This window comes from Chromobacterium sp. IIBBL 290-4 (genome assembly GCF_024207115.1).
Taxonomy (GTDB): domain Bacteria; phylum Pseudomonadota; class Gammaproteobacteria; order Burkholderiales; family Chromobacteriaceae; genus Chromobacterium.
Genome location: NZ_CP100128.1, coordinates 2,757,565 through 2,780,575 on the forward strand (window position 1 = coordinate 2,757,565; position 23,011 = coordinate 2,780,575).

Below are 23,011 nucleotides of genomic sequence, written 5' to 3' on the forward strand. Positions count from 1 at the left end.
AAGGTCTTTCCCTCGATAGCCGGGTGATTGTAGCGCCGCCAGCGTGACAGCGAATAGGGCAATAGTTTCATAGGCCGTAAAAAAACCCGCGGGGGGCGGGTTTTCGGCCTATCGTCAGGCGTAGTAGCGTTTGCTGAACTCCAGCATGCGCTCGATCGGCACGCGGGCCGCGTCCATCTGCTCCGGGGTCAGATAGTCGATCTCCAGGCCCTGGCCTTGCTGGGCGCGTTTGACCGCCTCGATGGTGTTCATCTTCATGTACGGACAGGAGTTGCATTGGCAGCCGGCGTAGATCGGCGCCTGGCGCAGGTCGAGATCCGGACGGGCCAGCCCCATGTTGTACAGGATGCCGTCTTCGGTGGCGACGAAGATCACCGCCTTGGGATCGCCCTGGTAGGCCTTCACCCAATTGAGCATGCCGGAGGTGGAGCCGACGTAATCGGCCTTCTTCAATACCGGCAACGGGCTTTCCGGGTGGGCGATCAGGTATTTCCCGCCCTGGACGGCGGCGAAGGCTTCTTCCAGCGCCGCCTCATTGAACTTGTCGTGCACTTCGCACACGGCCGACCACAGCGGCATGTCGTAGCCGTATTGATCGTTCAGATAGCCGCCCATATTGCGGTCGGGCGAGAAGATCACCTTCTTACCTTCGGCGTACAGGTGGGCGATGATGTCGTCCACATTGCGGCTGGTGACGATCCAGTCGGACACGGCTTTGTGCTCGGCGCTGGAGTTGATGTAGGACACGTGCACATGGTCCGAGTAGCGCTTGCGCCACTGAATCAGCTCGGCGACGTTGGTCTGGGTGACCAGCGAGCAGGTGGAGCCGGCGTCAGGCAGGATGACCGTGGCCTCCGGATTGAGGATCTTGGCGGTTTCCGCCATGAAGCGGACGCCGGCGAACACGATGATGTCCGCCTGGGCCTCCTTGGCGTACAGCGACAATTCCAGGCTATCGCCCACTTTGTCCGCCATCTGCTGGATTTCAGGCTGGGTATAGTAATGGGCGAGGGTGACGACGCGTTTCGTCATGATCAGTTTGCTCCTGCCTGATTCGGGCGCGTTGCGCTCGGCGGCTTGCATGGTGCGGCGCAATAAACGTTTGTTGCGAAATAGTAAAGGTTAGCAATATTGTAAAGACTGCGCTACTGGCCAGCGAGGCGCGAGCGGGATTTCTTGGTCTGGTGCAGCGCAAAATGCACATGTCGCTTGTTTGTCGGAGGTCAAAATGACGTCCAGGTTCCATCTGCATGATGAGAGCGGCGCGGAAGATTGCGCGCACGACGACGAACATGACTTCAATCATGGCCATTTGCACCCGCATGCAGGGCCGAGCGCGCGGGCCGGCCGCCGGCTGAGCAGCCGCTCGCTGGCCCAGGTGACGGCGCTGACGCTGGTGTTCGCCGTGGTGGAGCTGCTGGGCGGCTGGTGGAGCGGGTCATTGGCGCTGCTGTCCGACGCCGGCCACATGTTGACTGATTCGCTGTCCTTATTATTGGCGTTGTGGGTGTCGCATATTGGCCACCGTCCGGCCAATGAGAGGCTGTCGTTCGGCCACGGCCGCGCCGAAGTGCTGGGCGCCTTGGTGAATAGCCTGCTGCTGTTCGGGCTGTCCATCGTCATCGTGATCGAGGCGGCGTCCAGGCTGGCGCGGCCGCATCCGGTCAACGGCTTGGGGTTGTTGTGGATCGCGGCGGCGGGCTTGGCGGTCAATGCGCTGGCCGCCTGGCTGCTTAGCCGCGGCGCGCACAGCCTGAACAGCCGCGCGGCGCTATGGCATGTGCTGGGCGATCTGCTGGGCTCGGTGGCTGCGATCGCATCAGGTGCGGTAATCTGGCGGACGGGATGGCTGATGGTGGATCCGCTGTTGTCCATCCTGGTGGCCCTGTTATTGCTTGCCGCGGCTTGGCGCTTGATTCGCCAGGCCGGGCTGGTGCTGATGGAGGGCGTGCCGCGGCATCTCGACTACAACCGGATAGGCGCGGCGCTGGCCGCCATCGCCGGCGTCCGCTCGGTGCATGATCTGCATGTCTGGACCATGTCGGCGGAGCGGGTGGCCTTGTCGGCGCATTTGCGGATTGCGGCCCCGCAGGATTGGCCGCGCATTCTGGCGGCGTGCCAGCGCATGCTGTCGCGCGATTTCAGCATCGATCACGTAACCTTGCAGGCGGAATGGCCGCCAGCCGCGCCGGCGGGCAAGCCGGTGCCTATTGATATCGTTTCCGAGGACAAGTATCCATGAGGCCGCATTATCTGACCCCGCTGTTTTCTCCTCGCCATGTCGCCGTGGTCGGCGCCAGCGACCGGCCCGGCTCCATCGGCCAGGCGGTGTTCGCCAATCTGCTGGCCAGCGCTTTCCAGGGCAAGCTGTTTCCGGTGAATCTGAACCATAAGGTGGTGGGCGGCATTCCAGCGGTGTCCTCGGTGCGGCAGATAGACGGGCCGGTGGACCTGGCGGTGGTGGTGACGGCGATCCGCAGCCTGCCGGCCATCGTCAAGGATTGCGGCAAGAAGGGCGTCAAGGCGGTGTTGCTGGCCAAGGAGTTTTCCGACAGCGAGCAGTTGGAGCAGGAGCTGATCAACGAGGCCTTGTCCATCGCCCGCCACTTCGGCATCCGCATCCTCGGCCCCAATGTGCTGGGCCTGATGCGGCCGGTGGCCGGCTTCAACGCCAGCAACTACAGCGGCAAGGTGAGGCCGGGCAATCTGGCGCTGGTGTCGGAGTCGTCCGCCTTGTGCGCGGCGATGCTGGACTGGGCGGACAGCAAGGAAATCGGCTTCTCCAGCGTGATCTCGCTGGGCGGCGCGCTGGATGTCGGTTTCGGCGAGATTCTGGATTACCTGGTGGCCGACAACGCCACCCAGGGCATTCTGTTGCATGTACACCACATTCACGATTCGCGCCGCTTTATGTCGGCGCTGCGCGCCGCCGCCCGCACCAAGCCGGTGGTGGTGATCAAGTCCGGCCGTTTCGAAAGCGATGACAACGGCCGCACCCATGCCGGCAATCTGGTGGCCAGCGGCGATGTGTTCGACGCCGCCTTGTCCCGCGCCGGCGTGCTGCGGGTGTCGTCCATCTCGCAGCTGTTCACCGCCGCCAAGGTGCTGGCCGCCAATTACCGGGTGGGCGGACGACGCTTGGCCATCGTCTCCAACGGCTTCGGTCCCGGGCTGCTGGCGGCGGACAGCGCGGTGGACAACGGCGTGGAGCTGGCCAAGCTCGGCGATGAAACCATGAAGCTGCTGGACAGCGTGCTGCCGCGCAACTGGTCGCATGCCAATCCCTTGGACATCATCGGCGACGCCAGCCCGATGCGTTTCCGCACCGCGGTGAAGGCCTGCGTCGACGATGCCGGCGTGGACGGCGTGATGGTGGTGTTCACGCCGCAGGCGGGTACTGATCATCTGACTACGGCGCAATTGATGATAGGGCTGCAGCGCGAGACCTCCAAGCCGCTGTTCCTGTCCTGGCTGGGCGACGCCAAGGTGTCGGAAAGCCGCGAGCTGTTCGACAAGGCCAAGTGCGCGCACTTCCGGGCGCCGGAGTACGGCATCGAGGTGTTCCGCCATCTGGCGGCCTATCAGCGCAATCAGCAGTTGCTGCTGCAGACGCCGGGTCCGCTGGAAGGCAAGCGCGACGAGGCCGACATCGGCGCCGCGCGCAAGGTGATAGACGCCGCGCTGGCCGAAGGCCGCACCATTTTGTCCGAGCGCGAATCCAAGCAGGTGCTGGCGGCCTTTCATATCCCGGTGAATCCGACCACGCTGGCGCGCACCGCCGACCAGGCGGCCCGCCAGGCGGAGAAGATAGGTTATCCGGTGGTGCTGAAGATAGACTCGCCCGACATCATCTATAAGTCGGATGTCGGCGGCGTTGAGCTGAATATCAGCAACGAAACGACGCTGCGCAGCGCCTTCGACGGCATCATTTCCCGCGCGAGGCATGCGCGGCCGGATGCGCGCATCGATGGCGTCTCGGTGCAGCCCATGCGCAAACGCCGCTTCGCCCGCGAGGTGATCGTCGGCGTGGCGCGCGACGCTGCCTTCGGTCCGGTGATCACCTTCGGCGCCGGCGGCATCGCGGTGGAGGTGATGCATGACCTGGCGCTGGCCTTGCCGCCGCTGAATGATTATCTGGTCGACAATATGATAGGCCAGACCCGCATCGGCCAGCTGCTCGGACCGTTCAAGAACCTGCCGCCGGTCGATATCGACGAATTGCGTCATGTGCTGCTGCAGGTATCGGAAATGGTGTGCGAGCTGCCGCAATTGCGAGAGATGGATATCAACCCGCTGGTGGCCGACGAACAGGGCGTCATCGCGCTGGACGCCCGCATCATCGTTGAGCCCGCGCGCCGCGACCTGAAGCGTTACGGCCACATGGCCATCATGCCTTACCCCAGCCATATGGTGATATGCGCCAAGCTGCATGACGGCACGCCGGTGATGATCCGGCCGATCCGGCCGGAAGACGCCGAGATGCAGCAGGCCTTCGTCCGCAATCTCTCGGAAGAAAGCCGATATAACCGCTACCTTTCCAGCATCAAGCAATTGTCGCAAAGCATGCTGGTCCGCTTCACCCAGCTCGACTACGACCGCGAGATGGCGTTGGCGATGACGCGCGAAGGCGACGGGGGCGAGGAGATGCTGGCGGTGGCGCGTTTCATCACCGATCCGGACAACGAAGCCTGCGAGTTCGCGCTGGAAGTGGCGGATAGTTGGCAGGGGCGCGGCATCGGCAATTTGCTGATGCAGGCGCTGTTCGACGCGGCGCGCGAGCAGGGCTTGAAGCTGATGCGCGGCGAAGTCCTGGCCGGCAACAAGGGCATGTTGAAACTGATGCATAAACTGGGGTTTAGCGTCGAGCCGCACCCTGAAGACAGGGCCTTGACGCTGGTGCTGAAGCCCTTGTAGGCGGCGGCTCTGACACAGTTTTGCATTAAGCGCTTGCAAGATAAGGGAAATCTGCCCTAAAATCGTGGGCTTTTCTATATCCAGTTTTTTTCAAGGACAATCGACAATGGTAGTGATTCGTCTGGCACGCGGCGGCGCCAAGAACCGTCCGTTCTACAACATCGTGGTGACCGATTCCCGCAACCGTCGTGACGGTCGCTTCATCGAGCGCGTTGGCTTCTACAACCCGGTAGCCAACGAAAAGCAAGAACGCGTCCGCTTCACCATGGACCGTCTGAACTACTGGGTAGGCGTTGGCGCTCAGCTGTCCGACTCCGTTGCCAAGCTGCTGAAAGAGCAGAAGGCCGTAGCCGCTTAATTCGGCTATCCAAACTCAAGACGGAATTGGGCGCATGCGCGACGAAGATCTGGTAGTGATGGGCTTTGTGCGCGGCGCCTTCGGCATCAAGGGCTGGGTGAAAATCCATGCCGATACCGAATACGCTGACAGTCTGTTCGATTACCCGACCTGGTGGTTGGGCAAGAACGGCAGCTGGAAGCCATATGCATTCGAAAACGGCGCGGTTCAGCCCAAGGCCCTGGCGGCCAAGCTGGAAGGCGTCGAAGATCGCGACGGCGCGGAAGCGTTGCGCGGCTCGCAGATCGCGATTCCGCGCAGCGAGTTGCCGGAGGCCGGCGACGACGAATATTACTGGGCCGACCTGATCGGCCTGGTCGTCGTCAACCAGCAAGGCGAAACGCTCGGCAAGGTGGACAACCTGCTTGAGACGGGCGCCAACGATGTGCTGGTGGTCAAGGGCGACGATGGTCAGCAAAGGCTGATCCCCTTCGTCGGACAGTATGTGCTGGACGTGGTGCGAGCCGAGGGCCGCATTCTGGTGGACTGGGGTCTGGATTACTGATGCAGATCGACGCGGTAACGCTGTTCCCGGAGATGTTCGATTCGATCGCCCGTTTTGGCGTCAGCCAGCGGGCGCTTGATTTGGGCCTGTGGCATTTCCATGCCTGGAATCCGCGTGATTTCACCCACGACAATTATCGTCGGGTGGATGACCGGCCTTATGGCGGCGGTCCCGGCATGGTGATGCAGATCGAGCCCTTGGAAAAGGCGCTCGCCGCCGCGCGAGCGCGTCAGCGCGAAGCCGGCGTGGAGCGTTCGCACGTGGTGTACCTGTCGCCGCAAGGCAAACAGTTAAGCCATGCCAAGGCGGAAGAGCTGTCGCAAAAGCCGGGCCTGATCCTGCTGTGCGGCCGCTACGAAGGCATAGACGAGCGCTTGATCGCCACCGAGGTCGACGAGGAAATCTCCATCGGCGACTATGTGCTGTCCGGCGGCGAGCTGGCGGCGATGGTGGTGACGGATGCTGTGGTCAGGCTGCTGCCGGGCGCGCTCAATGACGCGCAATCGGCGTACGAAGACTCATTTGTGGATGGTCTGTTGGACTGTCCGCATTATACCCGACCCGAAGAGTATCGAGGCATGCGGGTGCCGGACGTGCTGTTGTCCGGTAATCATGCCCTGATCGCCAAATGGCGGCTGAAGCAGTCGCTGGGGCGCACGTGGAAACGTCGTCCCGAGCTGCTGAAAGACCGCATTTTGACAAAACAGGAATCTCGGCTGCTGGCGGAGTACCAGCAGGAACAAGATATCCAGAACAAATCGGAGTAATCATGAATCTGATTCAAAAACTCGAGCAAGAAGAAATCGCACGCCTGGGCAAGACCCTGCCGGAATTCGCCCCGGGCGACACCGTAGTGGTGCAAGTTAAGGTAAAGGAAGGCAACCGCGAGCGTCTGCAGGCTTACGAAGGCGTGGTAATCGCCAAGCGTAACCGCGGCCTGAACAGCGCTTTCACCGTGCGCAAGATGTCCGCCGGCGAAGGTGTTGAGCGTACCTTCCAAACTTACTCCCCGCTGGTGGCTTCCGTTGAAGTGAAGCGTCGCGGTGACGTTCGTCGCGCCAAGCTGTACTACCTGCGCGGCCGCACCGGCAAGTCCGCACGCATCAAGGAAAAGCTGCCGGCTCGCAAGCAGGGTTAATCCTGTCGGCGACCGCCGCTATCATCAAAGCGCAAGGCCTGGCCTTGCGCTTTTTTCATTTCAAGGGGGTGCGATGGGTTTCAGCGCCGTGATCGCCGCGCCGTTCGGCCGGTTGGGCATGCAGTGCCGCGACGGTGAATTGATAAGGCTAGACTTCATGCCGGCGGACGCGCCGCTGGCGCCGCCCGCCTCAGGCAGCCTGGAGGCGGAGGTGGCGCGCCAGCTGGATGCATATTACGCCGACCCTCGCCATGTCTTCGCCTTGCCTTATCGCCTGCATGGCACGCCTTACCAGTTGAAGGTGTGGGAGCAAATCGCCGCCATTCCCTGCGGCGAGACGCGCCGCTATCTGGATATCTCGCAAACGCTGGCCTCTTCGCCGCGGGCCGTCGGCGGCGCTTGCGGACGCAATCCCATTCCCCTCATCGTGCCCTGCCACCGCGTGGTGGCGAGCGCCGGCCTGGGCGGCTTCAACCAGTCCAGCGGCGATGGCACGCTCAACATCAAGAAATGGCTGCTGCGGCATGAGCTCGGATAAAGACAGCATCGACGCCTTCCTGGACCAGCTATGGCTGTCCGATGGCTTGTCGCAGAATACGCTGGCGGCCTACCGGCGCGACTTGTCCAAGCTGGCGGCGCGGCTGGCCGAGCGGGGCGCGGCGCTGGAGAGCGCCGGACAGCAAGATCTGGAGCGCGCGCTGCTGCTGGGCGTGGACAGCGAAAAGCCGGCCACCCGGGCCCGGCTGACGTCGGCCTTGCGCCGCTACTATCAGCATCTGACGCAAAGCGGGATCCGGCAGGATGACCCCAGCGCCAGGCTGGTGTCTCCCAAGCAAGGGCAACGGCTGCCTAAATCGCTATCCGAGAAGGATGTGGAGGCGCTGCTGGATGCGCCGGATGTGTCCACGCCGCTGGGAATGCGCGATCGGGCCATGCTGGAAGTGCTGTACGCCAGCGGACTGCGGGTGTCGGAACTGGTGGGGCTGACGCTCAGCCAGCTGAATTTGCTGGATGGCGTGGTCAAGACCATAGGCAAGGGCAGCAAGGAGCGGCTGGTGCCCTTGGGCGAGATAGCCCAGGATTGGCTGCTGCGTTATTTCAAGGAGGCGAGGCCATTGCTATTGGCCGGACATCCCTGCGACGAGGTATTCGTCACCCAGCGCAAGGCCGGCATGACGCGGCAGATGGCTTGGCATTTGATCTCGCAATACGCCGGCCGCCTGGGCTTGGCCAAGGTCAGTCCGCACGTGCTGCGCCATGCCTTCGCCACCCATCTGGTCAATCACGGCGCGGATCTGCGGGTGGTGCAGCTGCTATTGGGCCACTCCGATATTTCCACCACGCAGATCTACACCCATGTCGCGCGCGAACGCTTGAAGCAGCTGCACGCCAAGCATCATCCGCGCGGCTGAGGCCGCAAAGAAAACGCCCGCTTGCGCGGGCGTCGTCGACTGGAGTTTAGGGATCAGGCCGGTTCGGTGGCCAGCGCGCCTTGGTCGAACTTCAGCTCCACCTTGTCGTCGATCACCGTCACCGTCACCTCGCCGCCGGATACCAGGCGGCCGAACAACAGCTCGTCCGCCAGCGCCTTGCGCAGCGTGTCCTGGATCAGCCGCGCCATCGGGCGGGCGCCCATCAGCGGGTCGAAGCCGTTCTTCGCCAGGTAGCGGCGCAGCTCGTCGGTGAAGTGGATGTCGACATGCTTCTCCGACAATTGCTGTTCCAGCTGCATCAGGAACTTGTCCACCACCTGCAGGATGATCTGCTCGTCCAGCATGCCGAACGGGATGATGGCGTCCAGACGGTTGCGGAACTCGGGGCTGAACATCTTCTTGATGTCGCCCATCTCGTCGCCGGCGGCCTTGGTCTGGGTGAAGCCCAGCGTCGGCTTGGACAGCGATTCCGCGCCCGCGTTGGTGGTCATGATCAGCACCACGTTGCGGAAATCCGCCTTGCGGCCGTTGTTGTCGGTCAGGGTGCCGTGGTCCATCACCTGCAGCAGCACGTTGTAGATGTCCGGATGCGCTTTTTCGATCTCATCCAGCAGCACCACCGCGTACGGATGCTTGTTGATGGCCTCGGTCAACTGGCCGCCCTGTTCGAAGCCGACATAGCCCGGAGGCGCGCCGATCAAGCGCGACACCGCATGGCGCTCCATATACTCGGACATGTCGAAGCGGATCAGCTCGACGCCGAGAATGTAGGCCAGTTGGCGCGCCAGCTCGGTTTTGCCGACGCCGGTCGGGCCGGAGAACAGGAAGGAGCCGATAGGCTTCTGCGGGTTGCCCAGGCCGGAGCGCGTCATCTTGATCGCGCTGGACAGGCCTTCGATCGCCTTCTCCTGGCCGAACACCACGTTCTTCAGATCGCGCTCCAGGTTCTTCAGCACGTTCTTGTCGTCGCTGGAGACCGTCTTGGGCGGAATGCGGGCGATCTTGGCGACGATCTCTTCGATCTCCGACTTGTTGATCACCTTCTTCTGCCTGGACTTGGGCAGGATCTTCTGCGCCGCGCCGGCTTCGTCGATCACGTCGATGGCCTTGTCCGGCAGATGGCGGTCGTTGATGTAGCGCGCCGACAGCTCTGCCGCGGTGGACAGCGCCGACTGCGTGTACTTGACGCCATGGTGGGCCTCGAAGCGGGATTTCAGGCCCTTGAGGATTTCCACCGTCTGCTCGACCGTCGGCTCGGTGACGTCTATCTTCTGGAAGCGGCGCGACAGCGCGTTGTCTTTTTCGAAGATGCCGCGGTATTCGTTGTACGTCGTGGCGCCTATGCAACGCAGGCTGCCGTTCGAAAGGGCAGGCTTGAGCAGGTTGGACGCGTCCAGCGTGCCGCCGGAGGCCGCACCGGCGCCGATCAGCGTGTGGATCTCGTCAATGAACAAGATCGCGTTGCTGTCGTCGGTGAGCTGCTTGATCACCGCCTTCAGCCGCTGCTCGAAATCGCCGCGGTACTTGGTGCCGGCCAGCAGGGCGCCCATGTCCAGCGCGTAGACGGTGGATTTGGACAGGATTTCCGGCACTTCTCCGCCCACGATGCGGCGCGCCAGGCCCTCCGCGATGGCGGTTTTGCCGACGCCTGCCTCGCCCACCAGCAGCGGGTTGTTCTTGCGGCGGCGGCACAGGATCTGCACCGTGCGTTCCAGCTCATGCTCGCGGCCGATCAAGGGGTCGATCTTGCCGTCGCGGGCCATCTGGTTGAGGTTCTGGGTGTAGTTCTCCAGCGCCCCGCCCGGACCGGTGGTCTGCTCCTCGCTCTCCGCGTCGTTGTTGCTGTTGTCGCGCGGCTCTTGCGGCGGCTGCTGCGACCGCTGCTTGGTGATGCCGTGCGAGATGAAGTTGACGACATCCAGCCGCGAAATGCCTTGCTGGTGCAGGTAATACACCGCGTGCGAGTCCTTTTCGCCGAAGATGGCGACCAGGATGTTGGCGCCGGACACTTCCTTCTTGCCCGACGACTGCACGTGGAGGATGGCGCGTTGAATCACGCGCTGGAAGCCAAGCGTAGGCTGGGTTTCGACTTCGGCCTCGCCGGGCACGGTGGGCGTGTGCTCGTCGATGAAGTCGGTCAGCTGCTTCTTGAGTTGGTCGATATTGGCGCCGCAGGCCCGCAGGACTTCTGCGGCCGACGGGTTGTCGGTCATCGCGAGCAGCAGATGCTCCACGCTGATGAACTCGTGGCGCTTGCGCCGTGCGTCCATGAACGCCATGTGCAGGCTTACTTCAAGCTCCTGGGCAATCATCAGTTTTCCTCCATTACGCACTGAAGCGGATGCTGATGCGCTTTCGCATATTGCAACACCTGCTCGACCTTCGTTGCAGCCACGTCTTTGGTATAAACGCCACACACGCCGTGACCTTGCGTGTGGACTTGCAGCATGATGTGGGTGGCCTTCTCTCGGTTCATGTGGAAGAACTGCTGGAGAACCTGCACCACGAAGTCCATCGGGGTAAAATCATCGTTCAATAACAACACCTTATACATCGGGGGTGGGTTTTCCCTAACCCGTGACGCCTCAAGCTGGGCATCGTCTTTGACCGAGGTGGACATGTCGACTTTCATGGAAACGGTGCCTTACTTCAATTTTGGTTCCCCCTGACTTTTTTTCAAGGGGGCGCAACAGACGGCAATCACTTGACGGCGCAGCCTGGTATGCGTAGAAATGCAGCTGGTGCTTGGCTTAAGCGGTTGGCATCTTTCGCTGAAACGGAATTGTCAAACTATATTAAGCTCTAAGTTGGTCGGCTTCACCAGCCTTTTTTCGCAAGGAAGTTACATGGCATTTGGTACCGTGAAGTGGTTCAATGACGCAAAAGGCTTCGGCTTTATTACTCCGGACGAAGGTGGCGAGGATCTGTTCGCTCACTTCTCGGCCATCAACATGCAAGGCTTCAAGACCCTGAAAGAGGGTCAGCGTGTAAGCTTTGAAGTGGTGTCCGGTCCGAAGGGCAAGCAAGCGTCTAATATCCAGAACGCTGCTTAAGCATTGTTCTGCTTCAGTCCCGCCGTGTGGTGGGCTGTTGGTCGCATTCCCAAAAAGCCCGCCTATGGCGGGCTTTTCATTTTCCGGCTTTAGGCGCGACTCAGATAATCGGCTTGAGTCAATTCAAAAACAAGCGAGGGTGGGCGGTCTTCCACGTCGCGCAGCTGCGCGATCTGTCGAAAGCCTTGCTTTTCCAGCACGTGGATTGACGCCAGGTTGGCAGGCCTGACCTTGCCATAGATTGAAGGCGCATTGAGCCGCTCGAAGGCGCAGTCCAAGGCGGCGCGGGCGGTTTCGCTGGCGTAACCTTTGCCCCAGGCTGCCGTGGCGAAACGATAGCCGAGGTTCAATTTGAGTTCGCCGTTGTAATCCATGTAAGACAGCCCGCCAAATCCGATGACCTCTGCAGGCGAGTCCAGTTTTGCAACAGCCCATTGGCCGATGCCGTCCTGATCCCATCCTTTTAGCCAGGCTGCCATTTTTTCTGCGGCATAGAGCCTTGAAGGGTAGGGGCCGTTGGGATTGTAGAGATTGGTCGCTGGATCGCCATAGATGGCGAACAGGCTGTCAATATCGTCAAGCGTCGGTCTGCGCAGCAGCAGCCTTGCGGTGGTCAAATGCGGCATGAGGGTCTTTCAGATGCGCGACAGCGCGGTTGCGGAAGATTCAGAAGGGCCGAGAAGCTGCGGTTTGAACACGGTTCGTAGACGCAGCAATGTGAGCGCGCCTATGGCCCCAAGCGCAAGCCATGGGAGCGAAGGGGCGGAGAGCGTATGGGCGAGGTCCGCCAAGGCTCCGCCTATCAGGTAGCCGCTGGCGCCGCCGATGGCCTGGCCCAGCCTGCCGGCGCCGATGTAGCGCGCGCGGGCGTGGGGTTTGGCCAAACTCATCAGCTGGCCCTCGCGGGCAGGCTCGACGGCCAGCGCGCCAAGCATGAACAAGGCGGCGCAGCTCAGCGTGGCGATGGCGCTATGCCAAAGCGGAATCAGCAGCAGGGACAAGGTGATCAAGGCCAGCCCGCCGCAGATGCACCGCTCCCGGCTCCAGCGGCGTTCCAAATAGCGGGTCAGCGGGTAGGCCAACAGCAGCATCATGGCGGTCTGCTCCGCGTACAGCCAGCCGGCCGCGCTCGCGCTGCCGGTTTGCTGCTGCAAGGACAGCGGGAGCAGCATCAGCATCTGCACCATCAGGATGTAATAGCCGCTATAGCTCAACACCAGGGCAAGAAATGCCCGATCGCGCCAGACCGAAGGGCCGGCCGCGGCGCTTTGCCGGGCAGGGCGGGTGGCGCGATACGCCGGCAGCAGCGCGGCGTTGGCCGCGCATGCCAGCATGAACGCGAGCATGCCGGCCATGCCTATTCAGTAAAAGCCCCAGTCCAGCAGCAAGCTGCCGGCCCAGGCGCCGCCGGCCGCGCTCAGGTTTTCTGTTGTCATCAGCCAGGCGAAGAAACGTTCGCGACGGCTGGGCGGCAACAGCCGCGCCAACAATGCGCCGCGGGCAGGTTCGAACAGCGCGCCGCCGACGCCGGCAAGCAGGCAGCTAGCTAACAAGGCGCCGATGTTTTCCGCATGGGCCAGCAGGGCGAAGCTGGCGGCCCGCAAGACCAGCCCGCTCAGTATGGCTGGTTTGGCGCCGAAGCGATCGGCCAGGCCGCCGCCCAGCCAACTCAAGCCTTGCTGGCAAAACTGGCGTCCGCCCAAGGCGCAGCCCACCCATAGCGCGGGCCAGTGCAATTGGCCGACGAAGTGGCTGCTGATCAGCGGAAAAGCCAGGTAGAAACCAAATGAAACCAGAGTATTGTCCAACAGCAGAATGCATTGGCCCATACGGCGGGCCTGGGTCATGTTTGTCATATCGCCTCCATCGCCGGGCGATTCTGATGCGGTTTTGATATTATCGAAACCGGCTATTGATTATTTTTGGTATCAGCAATTTTTATGTCTATTTCTCTGGATGATTTGTCCTTGCTATTGGATGCGGCGCAGCTGGGCAGTTTCAGCCAGGCGGCGGCCAAGCGCGGCTGGACTCAGCCGCAGGCCAGCCAGCGCATCGCGCAGCTGGAAACTTTATTGGGCGCGAAGCTGTTCAATCGCCACCGCCGCGGGGCCGAGCCCACTGCCGCTTGCCTGGCTTACTTGCCGGCGGCTCGGACCGCGCTGGAGGCCTTGGCCGAAGGGCGCGAGCGGATGCGGGTGGGGGAGGGTTTGCCTAAATTGAAGCTGGCGTCGCTGCCGTCCTTGGCCGGGGTGATTTTCGGCCCCTTATTGCGCAAGCTGGCCGCCGCGCCTCTGGAAATTCATTGCGATACCGACCATTCGCCGCAGATTCTGCAGCAAGTGCTGTCCGGCGCGCTGGACATCGGTTTTTTATTGCAAAGGCCCAGTACCGGCGGCATTGAGCAGGAAGTGCTGGGCGATGCGCCCATCGTGGCGGTGGCAGGCGCTTCGCATCCCCTGGCCGACGCGCGAGGCGTGACCTTGGCGCAGATTGCCGCCTATCCGTTGGCGCCGCAGCGCTGGGGCGAAGCGGCGGAGGATCTGGTCCGGCGTTTGCGGCCTTTGCGGCAATCGGCCAGCCCTATCCATTTATTGCAACCGGCGGCGGCGGCGCGGGATCTGGCGCTATGGCATGGCTATATCGCGTTTGTGCCGCGCTTGGCGGTAAGGGAAGAGCTGAGCCAGGGATTGCTCAAGGAGTTGGATCTGGCTGAGCCGGAGCTGGGCCGCTGGCGGGTGGTGATGGCCTGGCGCGGCGGCAAGCGGCGCGATGAAGCCAAGGGCAGGGTGCTGGAAGCGGCTAGGGAGCTGGCGCGGGAATGGCGTTGAATGGCTTGCCTCCACGGCAGGGCGGCGCAATGAAAAAAGCCTCCGGATCGCTCCGGAGGCTTTGTCCATGCCCGTCGACGCTTAGGCGCGCACGGCGGCGATGGCGGCGTTGAAGGTGGCGCTCGGGCGCATCACCGCGCTGCACTTGGCGGCGTCCGGCAGGTAGTAGCCGCCGATGTCGGCCGCCTTGCCCTGCACGGCCTTCAGTTCGGCCAGGATGGCCTGCTCGTTGTCGGCCAGTTGCTTGGCGACGGGGGCGAAGCGGGCTTGCAGTTCCTTGTCCTCGCTCTGCTCGGCCAGCGCCTGGGCCCAGTACTGCGACAGGTAGAACTGGCTGCCGCGGTTGTCCAGCTCGCCGGTGCGGCGCGATGGGGACTTGTTCTCGTCCAAGAGCTTGCCGGTGGCCAGGTCCAGCGTCTTGGCCAGGATCTTGGCCTTGGCGTTGCCGGTCTTGATGCCCAGGTCTTCCAGCGATACCGCCAGCGCCAGGAATTCGCCCAGGCTGTCCCAACGCAGGTGGTTTTCTTCCAGCAGCTGCTGCACGTGCTTGGGCGCGGAGCCGCCGGCGCCGGTTTCGTACATGCCGCCGCCCGCCATCAGCGGCACGATGGACAGCATCTTGGCCGAGGTGCCCAGTTCCATGATAGGGAACAGGTCGGTCAGGTAGTCGCGCAGGATGTTGCCGGTGACCGAGATGGTGTCCAGGCCGCGGGCCACGCGCTCCAGGGTGAAGCGCATCGCGCGCACTTGCGACATGATGTGGATGTCCAGGCCGCTGGTGTCGTAATCCTTCAGGTAGGTCTGCACCTTCTTGATCAGCTCGTTTTCATGCGGACGGTACGGGTCCAGCCAGAACACCGCCGGCATGCCGGAGTTGCGGGCGCGGGTTACGGCCAGCTTCACCCAGTCGCGGATCGGCGCGTCCTTGACCTGGCACATGCGCCAGATGTCGCCGGCTTCCACGTTCTGGCTCAGCAGCACTTCGCCGGTGGCGAGGTCAACGATGTTGGCGACGCCGTCTTCCTGGATTTCAAAAGTCTTGTCGTGCGAACCGTACTCTTCCGCCTTTTGCGCCATCAGGCCGACGTTGGGCACGGTGCCCATGGTTTTCGGATCGAAGTTGCCGTGCCATTTGCAGAAGTTGATCATCTCCTGGTAGATGCGGGCGAAGGTCGATTCCGGCATCACGGCCTTGCAGTCGTAAGGCTTGCCATCGGCGCCCCACATCTTGCCGCCAGCGCGGATCATCGCCGGCATCGAGGCGTCGACGATCACGTCGTTCGGCGAATGGAAGTTGGTGATGCCCTTGGCGGAGTCCACCATCGCCAGGCGCGGGCGGTGCTCCTGGCAGGCGTGCAGGTCGCGGATGATTTCTTCGCGCTTGGAGGCCGGCAGCGTTTCGATTTTTTCGTACAGCGTGGCCATGCCGTTGTTGACGTTGATGCCTAGCTCGTCAAACAGCTTGCCGTGCTTCTCGAACGCGTCCTTGTAGTAGATCTTGACGCAGTGGCCGAATACGATGGGGTGGGACACCTTCATCATGGTGGCCTTCACGTGCAGGGAGAACAGGATGCCGGATTCGCGGCAGTCTTCCATTTCCTGCTCGTAGAAGTCGCATAGCGCCTTCTTGCTCATGAACATCGAGTCGATGATCTCGCCGTCTTGCAGCGCGACCTTGGGCTTGAGCACGATGGTCTGGCCGCTCTTGGTGGTGAGCTCCATCTTGACGTCGCGGGCCTTGTCCAGCGTGATGGACTTTTCGCCGTGGTAGAAGTCGCCATGGTGCATGTGCGAACAGTGGGTCTGCGACCACTGCTTCCATTCGCCCATCGAGTGCGGATGCTTCTTGGCGTAGTTCTTCACCGCCAGCGGCGCGCGGCGGTCGGAGTTGCCTTCGCGCAGCACCGGGTTCACGGCGGAGCCCAGGCATTTGGCGTAGCGGTCCTTGATGGCCTTCTCGGCGTCGTTGGCCGGGTTTTCCGGGTAGTCCGGAATCGGGTAGCCCTTGGCTTGCAGTTCCTTGACGCAAGCGATCAGCTGAGCCACGGAGGCGCTGATATTGGGCAGCTTGATGATGTTGGCTTCCGGCTGCAGCGTCAGCTTGCCGAGTTCGGCCAGGGTGTTGGGGACTTTCTGCGCGTCGCTCAGATAGTCGGGAAATTCAGCCAGTACGCGGGAGGCTACGGAGATGTCGGCGGTGTCGACCGTGATGCCGGCGGAACCCGCGAAGGCCTGGACGATGGGCAGGAAGGAACTGGTGGCCAGCGCCGGCGCTTCATCGGTGAGGGTGTAGATGATTTTCGATTGTTCTGCAGGCATGACTCTATCTCCATGTTGATCTTGTGATGACAGAACGATTGCTCGGCCAGGCCCTGTCCGGGCAGACCGCTTCTCGCTGCTGACCGCAGTTGCGGGCGGCGGGAAGGGTTTGGGCGGGCGAAACCTCGCCGGCCCCGGCGGCTTGCTGGCAATTTTCAAATGCGAATTATACCTCTCCTCATTCGCCTGGATCGCATCGCAACTGAACTTTTTATGCGTTATAACTGTTTGATGCCGTTTCGGATGCGAATTATTCCGCTCGGCCCGCCAAGCAAAGCCTATTGATGGCATGCTCGCCGCGCCCCGGAGGCTGTAGATGATCGATTGTCCGACAGCCATCGCGCGGAAACATTTGCGATAGTAAGCCGTTTGCCGCGCAGCGTCCATCCGCAGGCAGGCGAGAAGACGCGGACTGAACGGGCCGCTCTTGCTATCATTCGCTTCATGACTTTTTCCGCAGCGCCCTCCATGTCCCAGCTCATCTTGCTCAACAAGCCCTATGGCGTGATCTGCCAGTTTTCCGACCATCCCACGCACCCGACGCTGAAGTCCTGCGTGTCTTTGCCAGGCGTTTATCCGGCTGGTCGCTTGGACACCGACAGCGAAGGTTTGTTGCTGTTGACCGGGGATGGGAACTTGCAGCACCGCATCGCCGATCCGCGTTGGAAGCTGCCCAAGACTTACTGGGTGCAGGTGGAGGGCGAGCCTAAGGAGGAGCAACTGGACATGCTGCGCCGCGGCGTGGACCTGGGCGATTTCACCACCTTGCCCGCCCAGGTGCGGCGCATAGAAACGCCGGCATTGTGGCCGCGCAATCCGCCGGTGCGGTTTCGAAAAACCGTGCCGGATTGCTGGCTGGAAATCATCATCAGCGAAGGCAAAAATCGCCAAGTGCGCAGGATGACGGCCAAGGCCGGCCTGCCCACCTTGCGGCTGGTGCGCGTGGCCATCGGGCCATGGACGCTGGATGGACTGCAGCCGGGCGAGTTGCGCCAATTGGAGGTGAGGCCGGAGGATTTGCCGCGGGTTTCGCCAGCGAAGCGTTCCGGCAAGCCTGCCAGTAGGCCGCAGCCGCAAGATCGCGCAGTGGGGGGCAAAGGCGGCAAGGCGCCGACGTTCCGCTTCGCGCGCAATAAAAAGGCTTAAAGCCGGGCGCGGAAATGATAAAGGGGAAGCCTAGGCTCCCCCCTGTTTTTGGCCGCCTGAGCGAGCCGATCCAAGATTCACGGAATGCGTTGGTTTAGTGTTGTTCCTCGAAATACGCGATCGGACCTGCGCTGGTCAGGCCGATATGGAAGTTCGAGCTTTCCGAAAACACCTCGCCGGCGCTTTCCGCCGCGCGCACCAGCTCGAACAAGACTTCCACTTCCTTGAACTTCCGGGCCAATATCAAATTGCCGTCCAGCCAGTTGTGGATTTCATCCGCATGCGGGTGCGCATTTTCCAGTTTGAGCTGGAAGTGTTCGCCGCTGATCAGGCTGATGGCAGGCGGCATGCTGATATCGAACTGTTGCAACTCCTTCTGCGCAAGCTCGGCGAAGCGGGAAAGCTCCTGGTTGGCCTTTTCGCGGATAGCTGAAAGGGCGATCGTTCCATCGTCCTCGAACTGGCCCAGCAACTGGCTCAGGCTCGTGGAGACGGAGGCGGTTTCAAGCGACATCATCTGCTCCTTTTCGAAAGTTACCATTTAGTAATAATAGGTAATGTTTCAGGATGAAGCTGATCAATCGGCCAGTTTTTTCAGTTCGAACAAAATTTCCAGCGCCTGGCGGGGGGTCAGCTCGTCGGGGTCGACCTCGCGTAGACGGTCGATGGCTGGATTAAGTTCCGCTTCGACAGTCTGCACTGGCTGGGCGAACAGGTCCGGCTGCACCCGCGCGGCCGACTGGTTTTCCAGATCCGCCAGATGGCGGCGCGCCTCGCGTATCACCTTGCCCGGCACGCCGGCCAACTGCGCCACCGCCAGACCGTAGCTCTGGCTGGCCGGGCCGTCCTCCACGTGGTGCAGGAACACGATGCGGTCCTTGTGCTCCACGGCAGACAGGTGCACGTTGGCCACCGCCGGATATTCGCCGGCCAGCGTGGTCAGCTCGAAATAGTGGGTGGCGAACAAAGTATAGGCGCGGTTCTTTTCAATCAAGGCGCGGGCGATGGCCCAGGCCAGCGCCAGGCCGTCGAAAGTGGACGTCCCGCGGCCTACTTCGTCCATCAGCACCAGCGAGTGCTCGCTGGCGTTGTTGAGGATGTTGGCGGTTTCGGTCATTTCCACCATGAAGGTGGAGCGGCCGCCGGCCAGGTCGTCAGACGCGCCGATGCGGGTGAAGATGCGGTCGATCGGGCCGATCACCGCCGAGTCGGCCGGCACGAAGCTGCCGACGTGGGCCAGCAGCGTGATCAGCGCGTTCTGCCGCATATAAGTGGATTTACCGCCCATGTTCGGACCGGTGATCAAGAGCAGCTTGCGCTCGACGGACAGCTTGGTGTCGTTGGCGATGAAGCGCTCCACTTCCGCCTCCACCACCGGGTGGCGGCCGGCGACGATGTCGAGCTTGGGCTCGGGCACGAACTGCGGCTCGGCGTAATTGCCGATGGCGGCGCGCTGGGCGAAGGCGGACAGCACGTCGAGCGCAGCCACCGCCTGGGCGATCAGCTTCAGCTCGGCGATGTGCGGCGCCAGCTCGTCCAGCAGCGTCTCGTACAGCTGCTTTTCCAACGCCAGCGCGCGGTCCTGCGCGGTCAGCGCCTTGTCCTCGAATTCCTTCAGCTCCGGCGTGATGTAGCGCTCGGCGTTTTTCAGCGTCTGGCGGCGGCGGTAGTCGTCCGGCACTTTGTCCGACTGCGCCTTGGACACCTCGATGTAGAAGCCGTGCACGCGGTTGAATTCCACTTTCAGCGTGGTGATGCCGGTGCGCTCTTTCTCGCGCGCTTCCAGCTTCAGCAGGAAGTCGCCGCAGTCGGTTTGAATGGCGCGCAACTCATCCAGCGTCGGACTGAAACCGTTGTTGATCACGCCGCCGTCGCGCAGGAAGGTGGCCGGCTCCGGCAGGATGGACGCCGCCAACATCTTTTGCACCGGCGAGTCGACCGGCAGCACGCCGGCGAGCTCGTTCAGCAGCTCGGAATCCAGCGAGGCCGCCAGCGCCTTGACGCCGGCCAGCGCCGTCAGCGAGTCCCGCAGCGCCGACAGGTCGCGCGGGCGGGCCGAGCGCAGCGCCACCCGCGAGGTGATGCGTTCGATGTCGGACACCTGGTCCAGTTCCGCGTGCACGTCCTGGTAACGCGCCAGCAGCGCGCGCACCGCGCCGTGGCGGCGGGCCAGCTTGCCGTGGTTGCGCATCGGGTGGTGCAGCCAGTGGCCGAGCAGGCGGCTGCCCATGCTGGTGGCGCAGGTGTCGAGCAGCGACGCTAGCGTCGGCGAGGATTCGCCGCGTATGGTTTCGGTCAGCTCCAGATTGCGGCGGGTGGCGGCGTCCATGCGGATCAGCTCGCCGGCTTCCTCCACCGACAGCGCGGCGATGTGGGCCGGGTTCACGCCCTGGGTGGATTTCACGTACTCCAGCAGCGCGCCGGCCGCGCCGACGGCCACCGGCAGCGTGTCGGCGCCGAAGCCGGCCAGGTCGCGGGTGCCGAAGTGGCGGGTCAGCGCCAGCTTGGACGATTCGATGTCGAACTGCCACGGCGGCAGCTTTTTCTTCGGCATCGAGATGCCTTCAAAGGCGGCGAGGCCGGTGTCGTCCGGGATCACCAGCTCGGCCGGCTTCAGCCGCTCCAGCTCGCTGGACAGATCCTCCACATCGGCCTGCATCACCTTGAATTCGCCGCTGGCCAAGGACAGCCAGGCCAGGCCCAGCACGCCTTTCACCATATTGACGGCCAGCACCAGGTTGTCGCGCTTGTCGTCCAGCAGCGCCGCGTCGGTCAGCGTGCCCGGCGTGACGATGCGCACCACCTTGCGTTCCACCGGGCCCTTGGCCAGGGCGGGGTCGCCGATCTGCTCGGCGATGGCCACCGACTCGCCCATCTTCACCAGCCGCGCCAGATAGCCCTCGGCGGCGTGGTAGGGGATGCCGGCCATCTTGATCGGCACGCCGGCGCTGGCGCCGCGCGCGGTCAGGGTGATGTCCAAGAGGCGAGCCGCCTTTTCCGCATCCTCGTAGAACAGCTCATAGAAGTCGCCCATGCGATAGAACAGCAGTTTGTCTGCGTGGTCGCGCTTGAGGGCGAAATATTGGGCCATCATCGGAGTATGTTGGGGCGTGCTCATCGGGTATCGGGCTCTGCTTTTGGTCTGTACTGGAAAAATGCGTAACGCCCCGTGGGCGGGGCGTTGGAATCGCCGCCATTCTAACGCGCGGCAACGGGGGTGTCAGCCGCCGCGCGCTGCTGCACAATGAAATGAAAACCACAAGGAGAAGACCATGTCCCGACTGTCGCCGCAGCAGGTATTGCGCCGTTTGTTCGATGTCGCAGTGGAAAGCGTCAAGCCCGAGCGTTTGCTGGACCATTTGCCGCCGCCGCCCCAAGGCCGTACCGTGGTCATCGGCGCTGGCAAGGCCGCGGCGGAGATGGCGCGGGTGCTGGAGGAGGGTTGGGCTGGCGACTTGTCCGGCGTGGTGGTGACGCGCTATGGCCACGCGGCGCCGACACGGCGCGTGGAGGTGCTGGAGGCTTCGCATCCGGTGCCGGACGAGGCCGGCTGCCAAGCGGCCAAACGCATTCTGCAGGCGGTTCAGGGGCTGAGCGAAGACGATCTGGTGATCTGTCTGCTGTCCGGCGGCGGCTCGGCTCTGCTGGCACTGCCGGCCGCTGGAATCAGCCTGGCGGACAAGCAGGAGCTCAGCCGGCAGTTGCTGGCCTGCGGCGCCGGCATTGATGAGATGAACACGGTGCGCAAGCATCTGTCCGCGATCAAGGGCGGGCGGCTGGCGTTGGCTTGCGCGCCGGCCAAACTGGTCACGCTGGCCATTTCCGATGTAGTGGGCGACGATCCGGCGGTGATCGCCTCTGGTCCGACGGTAGCGGACCCAAGCAGCTATGCCGACGCGCGCGCGGTGATCGCCAAGTATGGTTTGACCTTGCCGCCGGCGGTGGCGGCGCTGTTGGCGGCCGAGCGGGATGAAACGCCCAAGCCGGGCGACGCCAGGCTCGCTCATGCGGAGTACACCCTCATCGCCACGCCGCAACTGGCTTTGCGCGCGGCGGAGACGGAGGCGCGGAGGCTGGGCTACGACGTGTTGCTGCTGGGCGACAGCATAGAAGGCGAGGCGCGCGAGGTGGCCAAGGTTCATGCCGGCATCGCCCGGCAGATCGCCATGCATGACAGCCCGGTCGCCCGGCCGGCGGTGATTCTGTCCGGCGGCGAAACCACGGTCACGTTGAAAGGGCGGGGCAGGGGCGGCCGCAACAGCGAGTTTCTGCTGGCGCTGGCCATCGCCCTGAATGGCTTGCAGGGCGCTTACGCCTTGGCGGCCGACACCGATGGCATCGACGGCAGCGAGGATAACGCCGGGGCCTTTATCGCGCCGGACACCCTGGCGCGCGCGCTGGCCTTGGGCGTGCGCGCGTCGGAGCGCTTGGCCGATAACGACGGCCACGGGTTTTTTTCAGCTTTGGGCGATCTCTTGGTCACCGGGCCGACGCAGACCAACGTCAACGATTTCCGGGCCATCCTGTTGCTCTGAGCCGGGGCGTCTCCCATCTTCATAAGCCACGCTGCCGCGTGGCTTTTTTCATGCCGATTTTGCTATGACTAAAGGGTCAAGCAACCAGATCAAAACCTGTCCGTATTGACTGGGGAAAGATGATCAACTTATGATTCATATCAAACTTTCAGAAATTACTGAAAATTGAGAAGATCATGAACACACCACCGTTAGTCCAGGCCTTTGTGCTCCATTTCGGCGAGATGGGCAGCCGCTGGGGCATCAATCGCACCGTCGGCCAGATCTACGCCTTGCTTTACGTTTCCCCCAAACCGCTCAACGCCGACGAGATCGGCGAAGCCATAGGCTGTTCCCGCTCCAATGTCAGCATGGGTTTGAAAGAGCTGCAGTCGTGGCGCTTGGTCAAGCTGCAGCACTTCCCGGGCGATCGCCGCGAGTACTTCTCCACGCCGGAAGATGTCTGGCAAATCTTCAAAACCCTGGCCGAAGAGCGCAAGAAGCGCGAGGTGGAGCCCACGCTGACCATGCTGCGCGGCGCCATCATGGAGAACCCGGCCAGCGAGGAGGAGCGCCACGCCCAGGAGCGGATGAAGCAGATGTACCAGCTGATCGAGCTGGTCACCACCTGGTTTTCCGATATTCAGCATATGGACGTGGAAACCTTGCAGCGGCTGATGAAGCTGGGCTCCCAGGTGCAGAAAGTGCTGCAGTTCACCCAGTCGCTGTCGCGGCTGGGCCATCGCGAAGAAGAAAAGGAGTAA

General features: G+C 62.7%; 22 protein-coding genes. 13 read left to right on the plus strand and 9 right to left on the minus strand.

The window, feature by feature from the left end; genetic code table 11:
• Nucleotides 1–114 precede the first annotated feature (114 nt).
• Complete coding sequence (nadA, locus tag NKT35_RS12725) at nt 115–1,032, minus strand: quinolinate synthase NadA (RefSeq protein WP_254293479.1); 918 nt, start codon at nt 1,030–1,032, stop codon at nt 115–117.
• Nucleotides 1,033–1,228: 196 nt separating this feature from the next.
• On the opposite strand from nadA, the gene NKT35_RS12730 reads away from it, so the two are divergent.
• The 8 genes from NKT35_RS12730 (at nt 1,229) to xerD (ending at nt 8,366) form a co-directional block, all read left to right on the plus strand.
• Nucleotides 1,229–2,242: a cation diffusion facilitator family transporter gene (locus NKT35_RS12730; RefSeq protein WP_254293481.1), complete on the plus strand. Its 1,014-nt coding sequence runs from the start codon at nt 1,229–1,231 to the stop codon at nt 2,240–2,242.
• Nucleotides 2,239–4,914 (plus strand): bifunctional acetate--CoA ligase family protein/GNAT family N-acetyltransferase, encoded by a 2,676-nt coding sequence (locus tag NKT35_RS12735; protein ID WP_254293483.1) that lies wholly within the window; start codon nt 2,239–2,241, stop codon nt 4,912–4,914. Before NKT35_RS12730 ends, NKT35_RS12735 begins: the two co-directional genes overlap by 4 nt.
• Before the next feature lie 106 nt (nt 4,915–5,020).
• On the plus strand, nt 5,021–5,272 hold the full coding sequence (gene rpsP, locus NKT35_RS12740; RefSeq protein ID WP_254293485.1) for a 30S ribosomal protein S16: 252 nt from the start codon (nt 5,021–5,023) through the stop codon (nt 5,270–5,272).
• Between the two features lie 34 nt (nt 5,273–5,306).
• Complete coding sequence (gene rimM, locus NKT35_RS12745; RefSeq protein ID WP_254293487.1) at nt 5,307–5,816, plus strand: ribosome maturation factor RimM; 510 nt, start codon at nt 5,307–5,309, stop codon at nt 5,814–5,816.
• A complete protein-coding gene (trmD, locus tag NKT35_RS12750; RefSeq protein WP_254293489.1) occupies nt 5,816–6,583 on the plus strand; it encodes a tRNA (guanosine(37)-N1)-methyltransferase TrmD in 768 nt (255 codons plus the stop codon). The genes rimM and trmD overlap by 1 nt, the downstream gene beginning before the upstream one ends.
• A 2-nt stretch (nt 6,584–6,585) precedes the next feature.
• Nucleotides 6,586–6,954 carry a 50S ribosomal protein L19 gene (gene rplS / locus NKT35_RS12755; RefSeq protein WP_149297030.1) on the plus strand — a complete coding sequence of 123 codons (369 nt, stop codon included), beginning with the start codon at nt 6,586–6,588 and terminating at the stop codon, nt 6,952–6,954.
• Between the two features lie 73 nt (nt 6,955–7,027).
• Nucleotides 7,028–7,492, plus strand: a complete 465-nt coding sequence (locus NKT35_RS12760) for a methylated-DNA--[protein]-cysteine S-methyltransferase (RefSeq protein WP_254293491.1) — start codon at nt 7,028–7,030, stop codon at nt 7,490–7,492.
• A complete protein-coding gene (gene xerD / locus NKT35_RS12765) occupies nt 7,479–8,366 on the plus strand; it encodes a site-specific tyrosine recombinase XerD (RefSeq protein ID WP_254293492.1) in 888 nt (295 codons plus the stop codon). Before NKT35_RS12760 ends, xerD begins: the two co-directional genes overlap by 14 nt.
• A gap of 53 nt (nt 8,367–8,419) precedes the next feature.
• Here xerD and clpA read toward each other — a convergent pair whose 3' ends face one another.
• On the minus strand, nt 8,420–10,699 hold the full coding sequence (clpA, locus tag NKT35_RS12770) for an ATP-dependent Clp protease ATP-binding subunit ClpA (protein ID WP_254293494.1): 2,280 nt from the start codon (nt 10,697–10,699) through the stop codon (nt 8,420–8,422).
• Entirely contained in the window at nt 10,699–11,007 is a 309-nt protein-coding gene (gene clpS / locus NKT35_RS12775; protein ID WP_043576531.1) for an ATP-dependent Clp protease adapter ClpS, read from the minus strand. Before clpS ends, clpA begins: the two co-directional genes overlap by 1 nt.
• A gap of 226 nt (nt 11,008–11,233) precedes the next feature.
• On the opposite strand from clpS, the gene NKT35_RS12780 reads away from it, so the two are divergent.
• The gene (locus NKT35_RS12780; protein WP_043576527.1) at nt 11,234–11,440 is read left to right on the plus strand and encodes a cold-shock protein; all 207 of its coding nucleotides are present in this window, start codon (nt 11,234–11,236) and stop codon (nt 11,438–11,440) included.
• An 89-nt stretch (nt 11,441–11,529) separates the two neighbouring features.
• Here the strand turns inward: NKT35_RS12780 and NKT35_RS12785 are convergent, their stop codons facing one another.
• Genes NKT35_RS12785 through NKT35_RS12795 form a run of 3 tightly spaced genes read right to left on the minus strand, consistent with a single transcriptional unit; the run spans nt 11,530 to nt 13,296 of the window.
• Nucleotides 11,530–12,066: a GNAT family N-acetyltransferase gene (locus tag NKT35_RS12785; RefSeq protein ID WP_254293496.1), complete on the minus strand. Its 537-nt coding sequence runs from the start codon at nt 12,064–12,066 to the stop codon at nt 11,530–11,532.
• Between the two features lie 9 nt (nt 12,067–12,075).
• Nucleotides 12,076–12,795: an MFS transporter gene (locus NKT35_RS12790; RefSeq protein WP_254293498.1), complete on the minus strand. Its 720-nt coding sequence runs from the start codon at nt 12,793–12,795 to the stop codon at nt 12,076–12,078.
• Nucleotides 12,796–12,801: 6 nt separating this feature from the next.
• Nucleotides 12,802–13,296, minus strand: a complete 495-nt coding sequence (locus NKT35_RS12795; protein WP_254293500.1) for an MFS transporter — start codon at nt 13,294–13,296, stop codon at nt 12,802–12,804.
• A gap of 84 nt (nt 13,297–13,380) precedes the next feature.
• Between NKT35_RS12795 and NKT35_RS12800 the strand changes: the two genes are divergently transcribed.
• The gene (locus NKT35_RS12800; RefSeq protein WP_254293502.1) at nt 13,381–14,268 is read left to right on the plus strand and encodes a LysR family transcriptional regulator; all 888 of its coding nucleotides are present in this window, start codon (nt 13,381–13,383) and stop codon (nt 14,266–14,268) included.
• An 81-nt stretch (nt 14,269–14,349) separates the two neighbouring features.
• On the opposite strand, the gene NKT35_RS12805 is transcribed toward NKT35_RS12800, so the two are convergent.
• Entirely contained in the window at nt 14,350–16,587 is a 2,238-nt protein-coding gene (locus tag NKT35_RS12805; RefSeq protein ID WP_254293504.1) for an NADP-dependent isocitrate dehydrogenase, read from the minus strand.
• A gap of 468 nt (nt 16,588–17,055) precedes the next feature.
• On the opposite strand from NKT35_RS12805, the gene NKT35_RS12810 reads away from it, so the two are divergent.
• Nucleotides 17,056–17,733 (plus strand): pseudouridine synthase, encoded by a 678-nt coding sequence (locus NKT35_RS12810; protein ID WP_254293506.1) that lies wholly within the window; start codon nt 17,056–17,058, stop codon nt 17,731–17,733.
• Nucleotides 17,734–17,827: 94 nt separating this feature from the next.
• Here the strand turns inward: NKT35_RS12810 and NKT35_RS12815 are convergent, their stop codons facing one another.
• Together NKT35_RS12815 and mutS are read right to left on the minus strand one after the other, a co-directional pair.
• Complete coding sequence (locus tag NKT35_RS12815; protein WP_505190918.1) at nt 17,828–18,247, minus strand: hypothetical protein; 420 nt, start codon at nt 18,245–18,247, stop codon at nt 17,828–17,830.
• 63 nt (nt 18,248–18,310) lie between these two features.
• On the minus strand, nt 18,311–20,851 hold the full coding sequence (gene mutS, locus NKT35_RS12820) for a DNA mismatch repair protein MutS (RefSeq protein ID WP_254293509.1): 2,541 nt from the start codon (nt 20,849–20,851) through the stop codon (nt 18,311–18,313).
• Between the two features lie 154 nt (nt 20,852–21,005).
• Between mutS and NKT35_RS12825 the strand changes: the two genes are divergently transcribed.
• Both NKT35_RS12825 and NKT35_RS12830 read left to right on the plus strand, forming a co-directional pair.
• Complete coding sequence (locus tag NKT35_RS12825; protein ID WP_254293511.1) at nt 21,006–22,268, plus strand: glycerate kinase type-2 family protein; 1,263 nt, start codon at nt 21,006–21,008, stop codon at nt 22,266–22,268.
• 176 nt (nt 22,269–22,444) lie between these two features.
• Nucleotides 22,445–23,011 carry a GbsR/MarR family transcriptional regulator gene (locus NKT35_RS12830; RefSeq protein ID WP_254293513.1) on the plus strand — a complete coding sequence of 189 codons (567 nt, stop codon included), beginning with the start codon at nt 22,445–22,447 and terminating at the stop codon, nt 23,009–23,011.

Coding starts and splice junctions, on each gene's coding strand:
- nadA (WP_254293479.1), bottom strand. CDS start 1,032: ATGACGAAACGCGTCGTCACCCTCGCCCATTACTATACCCAGCCTGAA.
- NKT35_RS12730 (WP_254293481.1), top strand. CDS start 1,229: ATGACGTCCAGGTTCCATCTGCATGATGAGAGCGGCGCGGAAGATTGC.
- NKT35_RS12735 (WP_254293483.1), top strand. CDS start 2,239: ATGAGGCCGCATTATCTGACCCCGCTGTTTTCTCCTCGCCATGTCGCC.
- rpsP (WP_254293485.1), top strand. CDS start 5,021: ATGGTAGTGATTCGTCTGGCACGCGGCGGCGCCAAGAACCGTCCGTTC.
- rimM (WP_254293487.1), top strand. CDS start 5,307: ATGCGCGACGAAGATCTGGTAGTGATGGGCTTTGTGCGCGGCGCCTTC.
- trmD (WP_254293489.1), top strand. CDS start 5,816: ATGCAGATCGACGCGGTAACGCTGTTCCCGGAGATGTTCGATTCGATC.
- rplS (WP_149297030.1), top strand. CDS start 6,586: ATGAATCTGATTCAAAAACTCGAGCAAGAAGAAATCGCACGCCTGGGC.
- NKT35_RS12760 (WP_254293491.1), top strand. CDS start 7,028: ATGGGTTTCAGCGCCGTGATCGCCGCGCCGTTCGGCCGGTTGGGCATG.
- xerD (WP_254293492.1), top strand. CDS start 7,479: ATGAGCTCGGATAAAGACAGCATCGACGCCTTCCTGGACCAGCTATGG.
- clpA (WP_254293494.1), bottom strand. CDS start 10,699: ATGATTGCCCAGGAGCTTGAAGTAAGCCTGCACATGGCGTTCATGGAC.
- clpS (WP_043576531.1), bottom strand. CDS start 11,007: ATGTCCACCTCGGTCAAAGACGATGCCCAGCTTGAGGCGTCACGGGTT.
- NKT35_RS12780 (WP_043576527.1), top strand. CDS start 11,234: ATGGCATTTGGTACCGTGAAGTGGTTCAATGACGCAAAAGGCTTCGGC.
- NKT35_RS12785 (WP_254293496.1), bottom strand. CDS start 12,066: ATGCCGCATTTGACCACCGCAAGGCTGCTGCTGCGCAGACCGACGCTT.
- NKT35_RS12790 (WP_254293498.1), bottom strand. CDS start 12,795: ATGGCCGGCATGCTCGCGTTCATGCTGGCATGCGCGGCCAACGCCGCG.
- NKT35_RS12795 (WP_254293500.1), bottom strand. CDS start 13,296: ATGACAAACATGACCCAGGCCCGCCGTATGGGCCAATGCATTCTGCTG.
- NKT35_RS12800 (WP_254293502.1), top strand. CDS start 13,381: ATGTCTATTTCTCTGGATGATTTGTCCTTGCTATTGGATGCGGCGCAG.
- NKT35_RS12805 (WP_254293504.1), bottom strand. CDS start 16,587: ATGCCTGCAGAACAATCGAAAATCATCTACACCCTCACCGATGAAGCG.
- NKT35_RS12810 (WP_254293506.1), top strand. CDS start 17,056: ATGTCCCAGCTCATCTTGCTCAACAAGCCCTATGGCGTGATCTGCCAG.
- NKT35_RS12815 (WP_505190918.1), bottom strand. CDS start 18,247: ATGTCGCTTGAAACCGCCTCCGTCTCCACGAGCCTGAGCCAGTTGCTG.
- mutS (WP_254293509.1), bottom strand. CDS start 20,851: ATGAGCACGCCCCAACATACTCCGATGATGGCCCAATATTTCGCCCTC.
- NKT35_RS12825 (WP_254293511.1), top strand. CDS start 21,006: ATGTCCCGACTGTCGCCGCAGCAGGTATTGCGCCGTTTGTTCGATGTC.
- NKT35_RS12830 (WP_254293513.1), top strand. CDS start 22,445: ATGAACACACCACCGTTAGTCCAGGCCTTTGTGCTCCATTTCGGCGAG.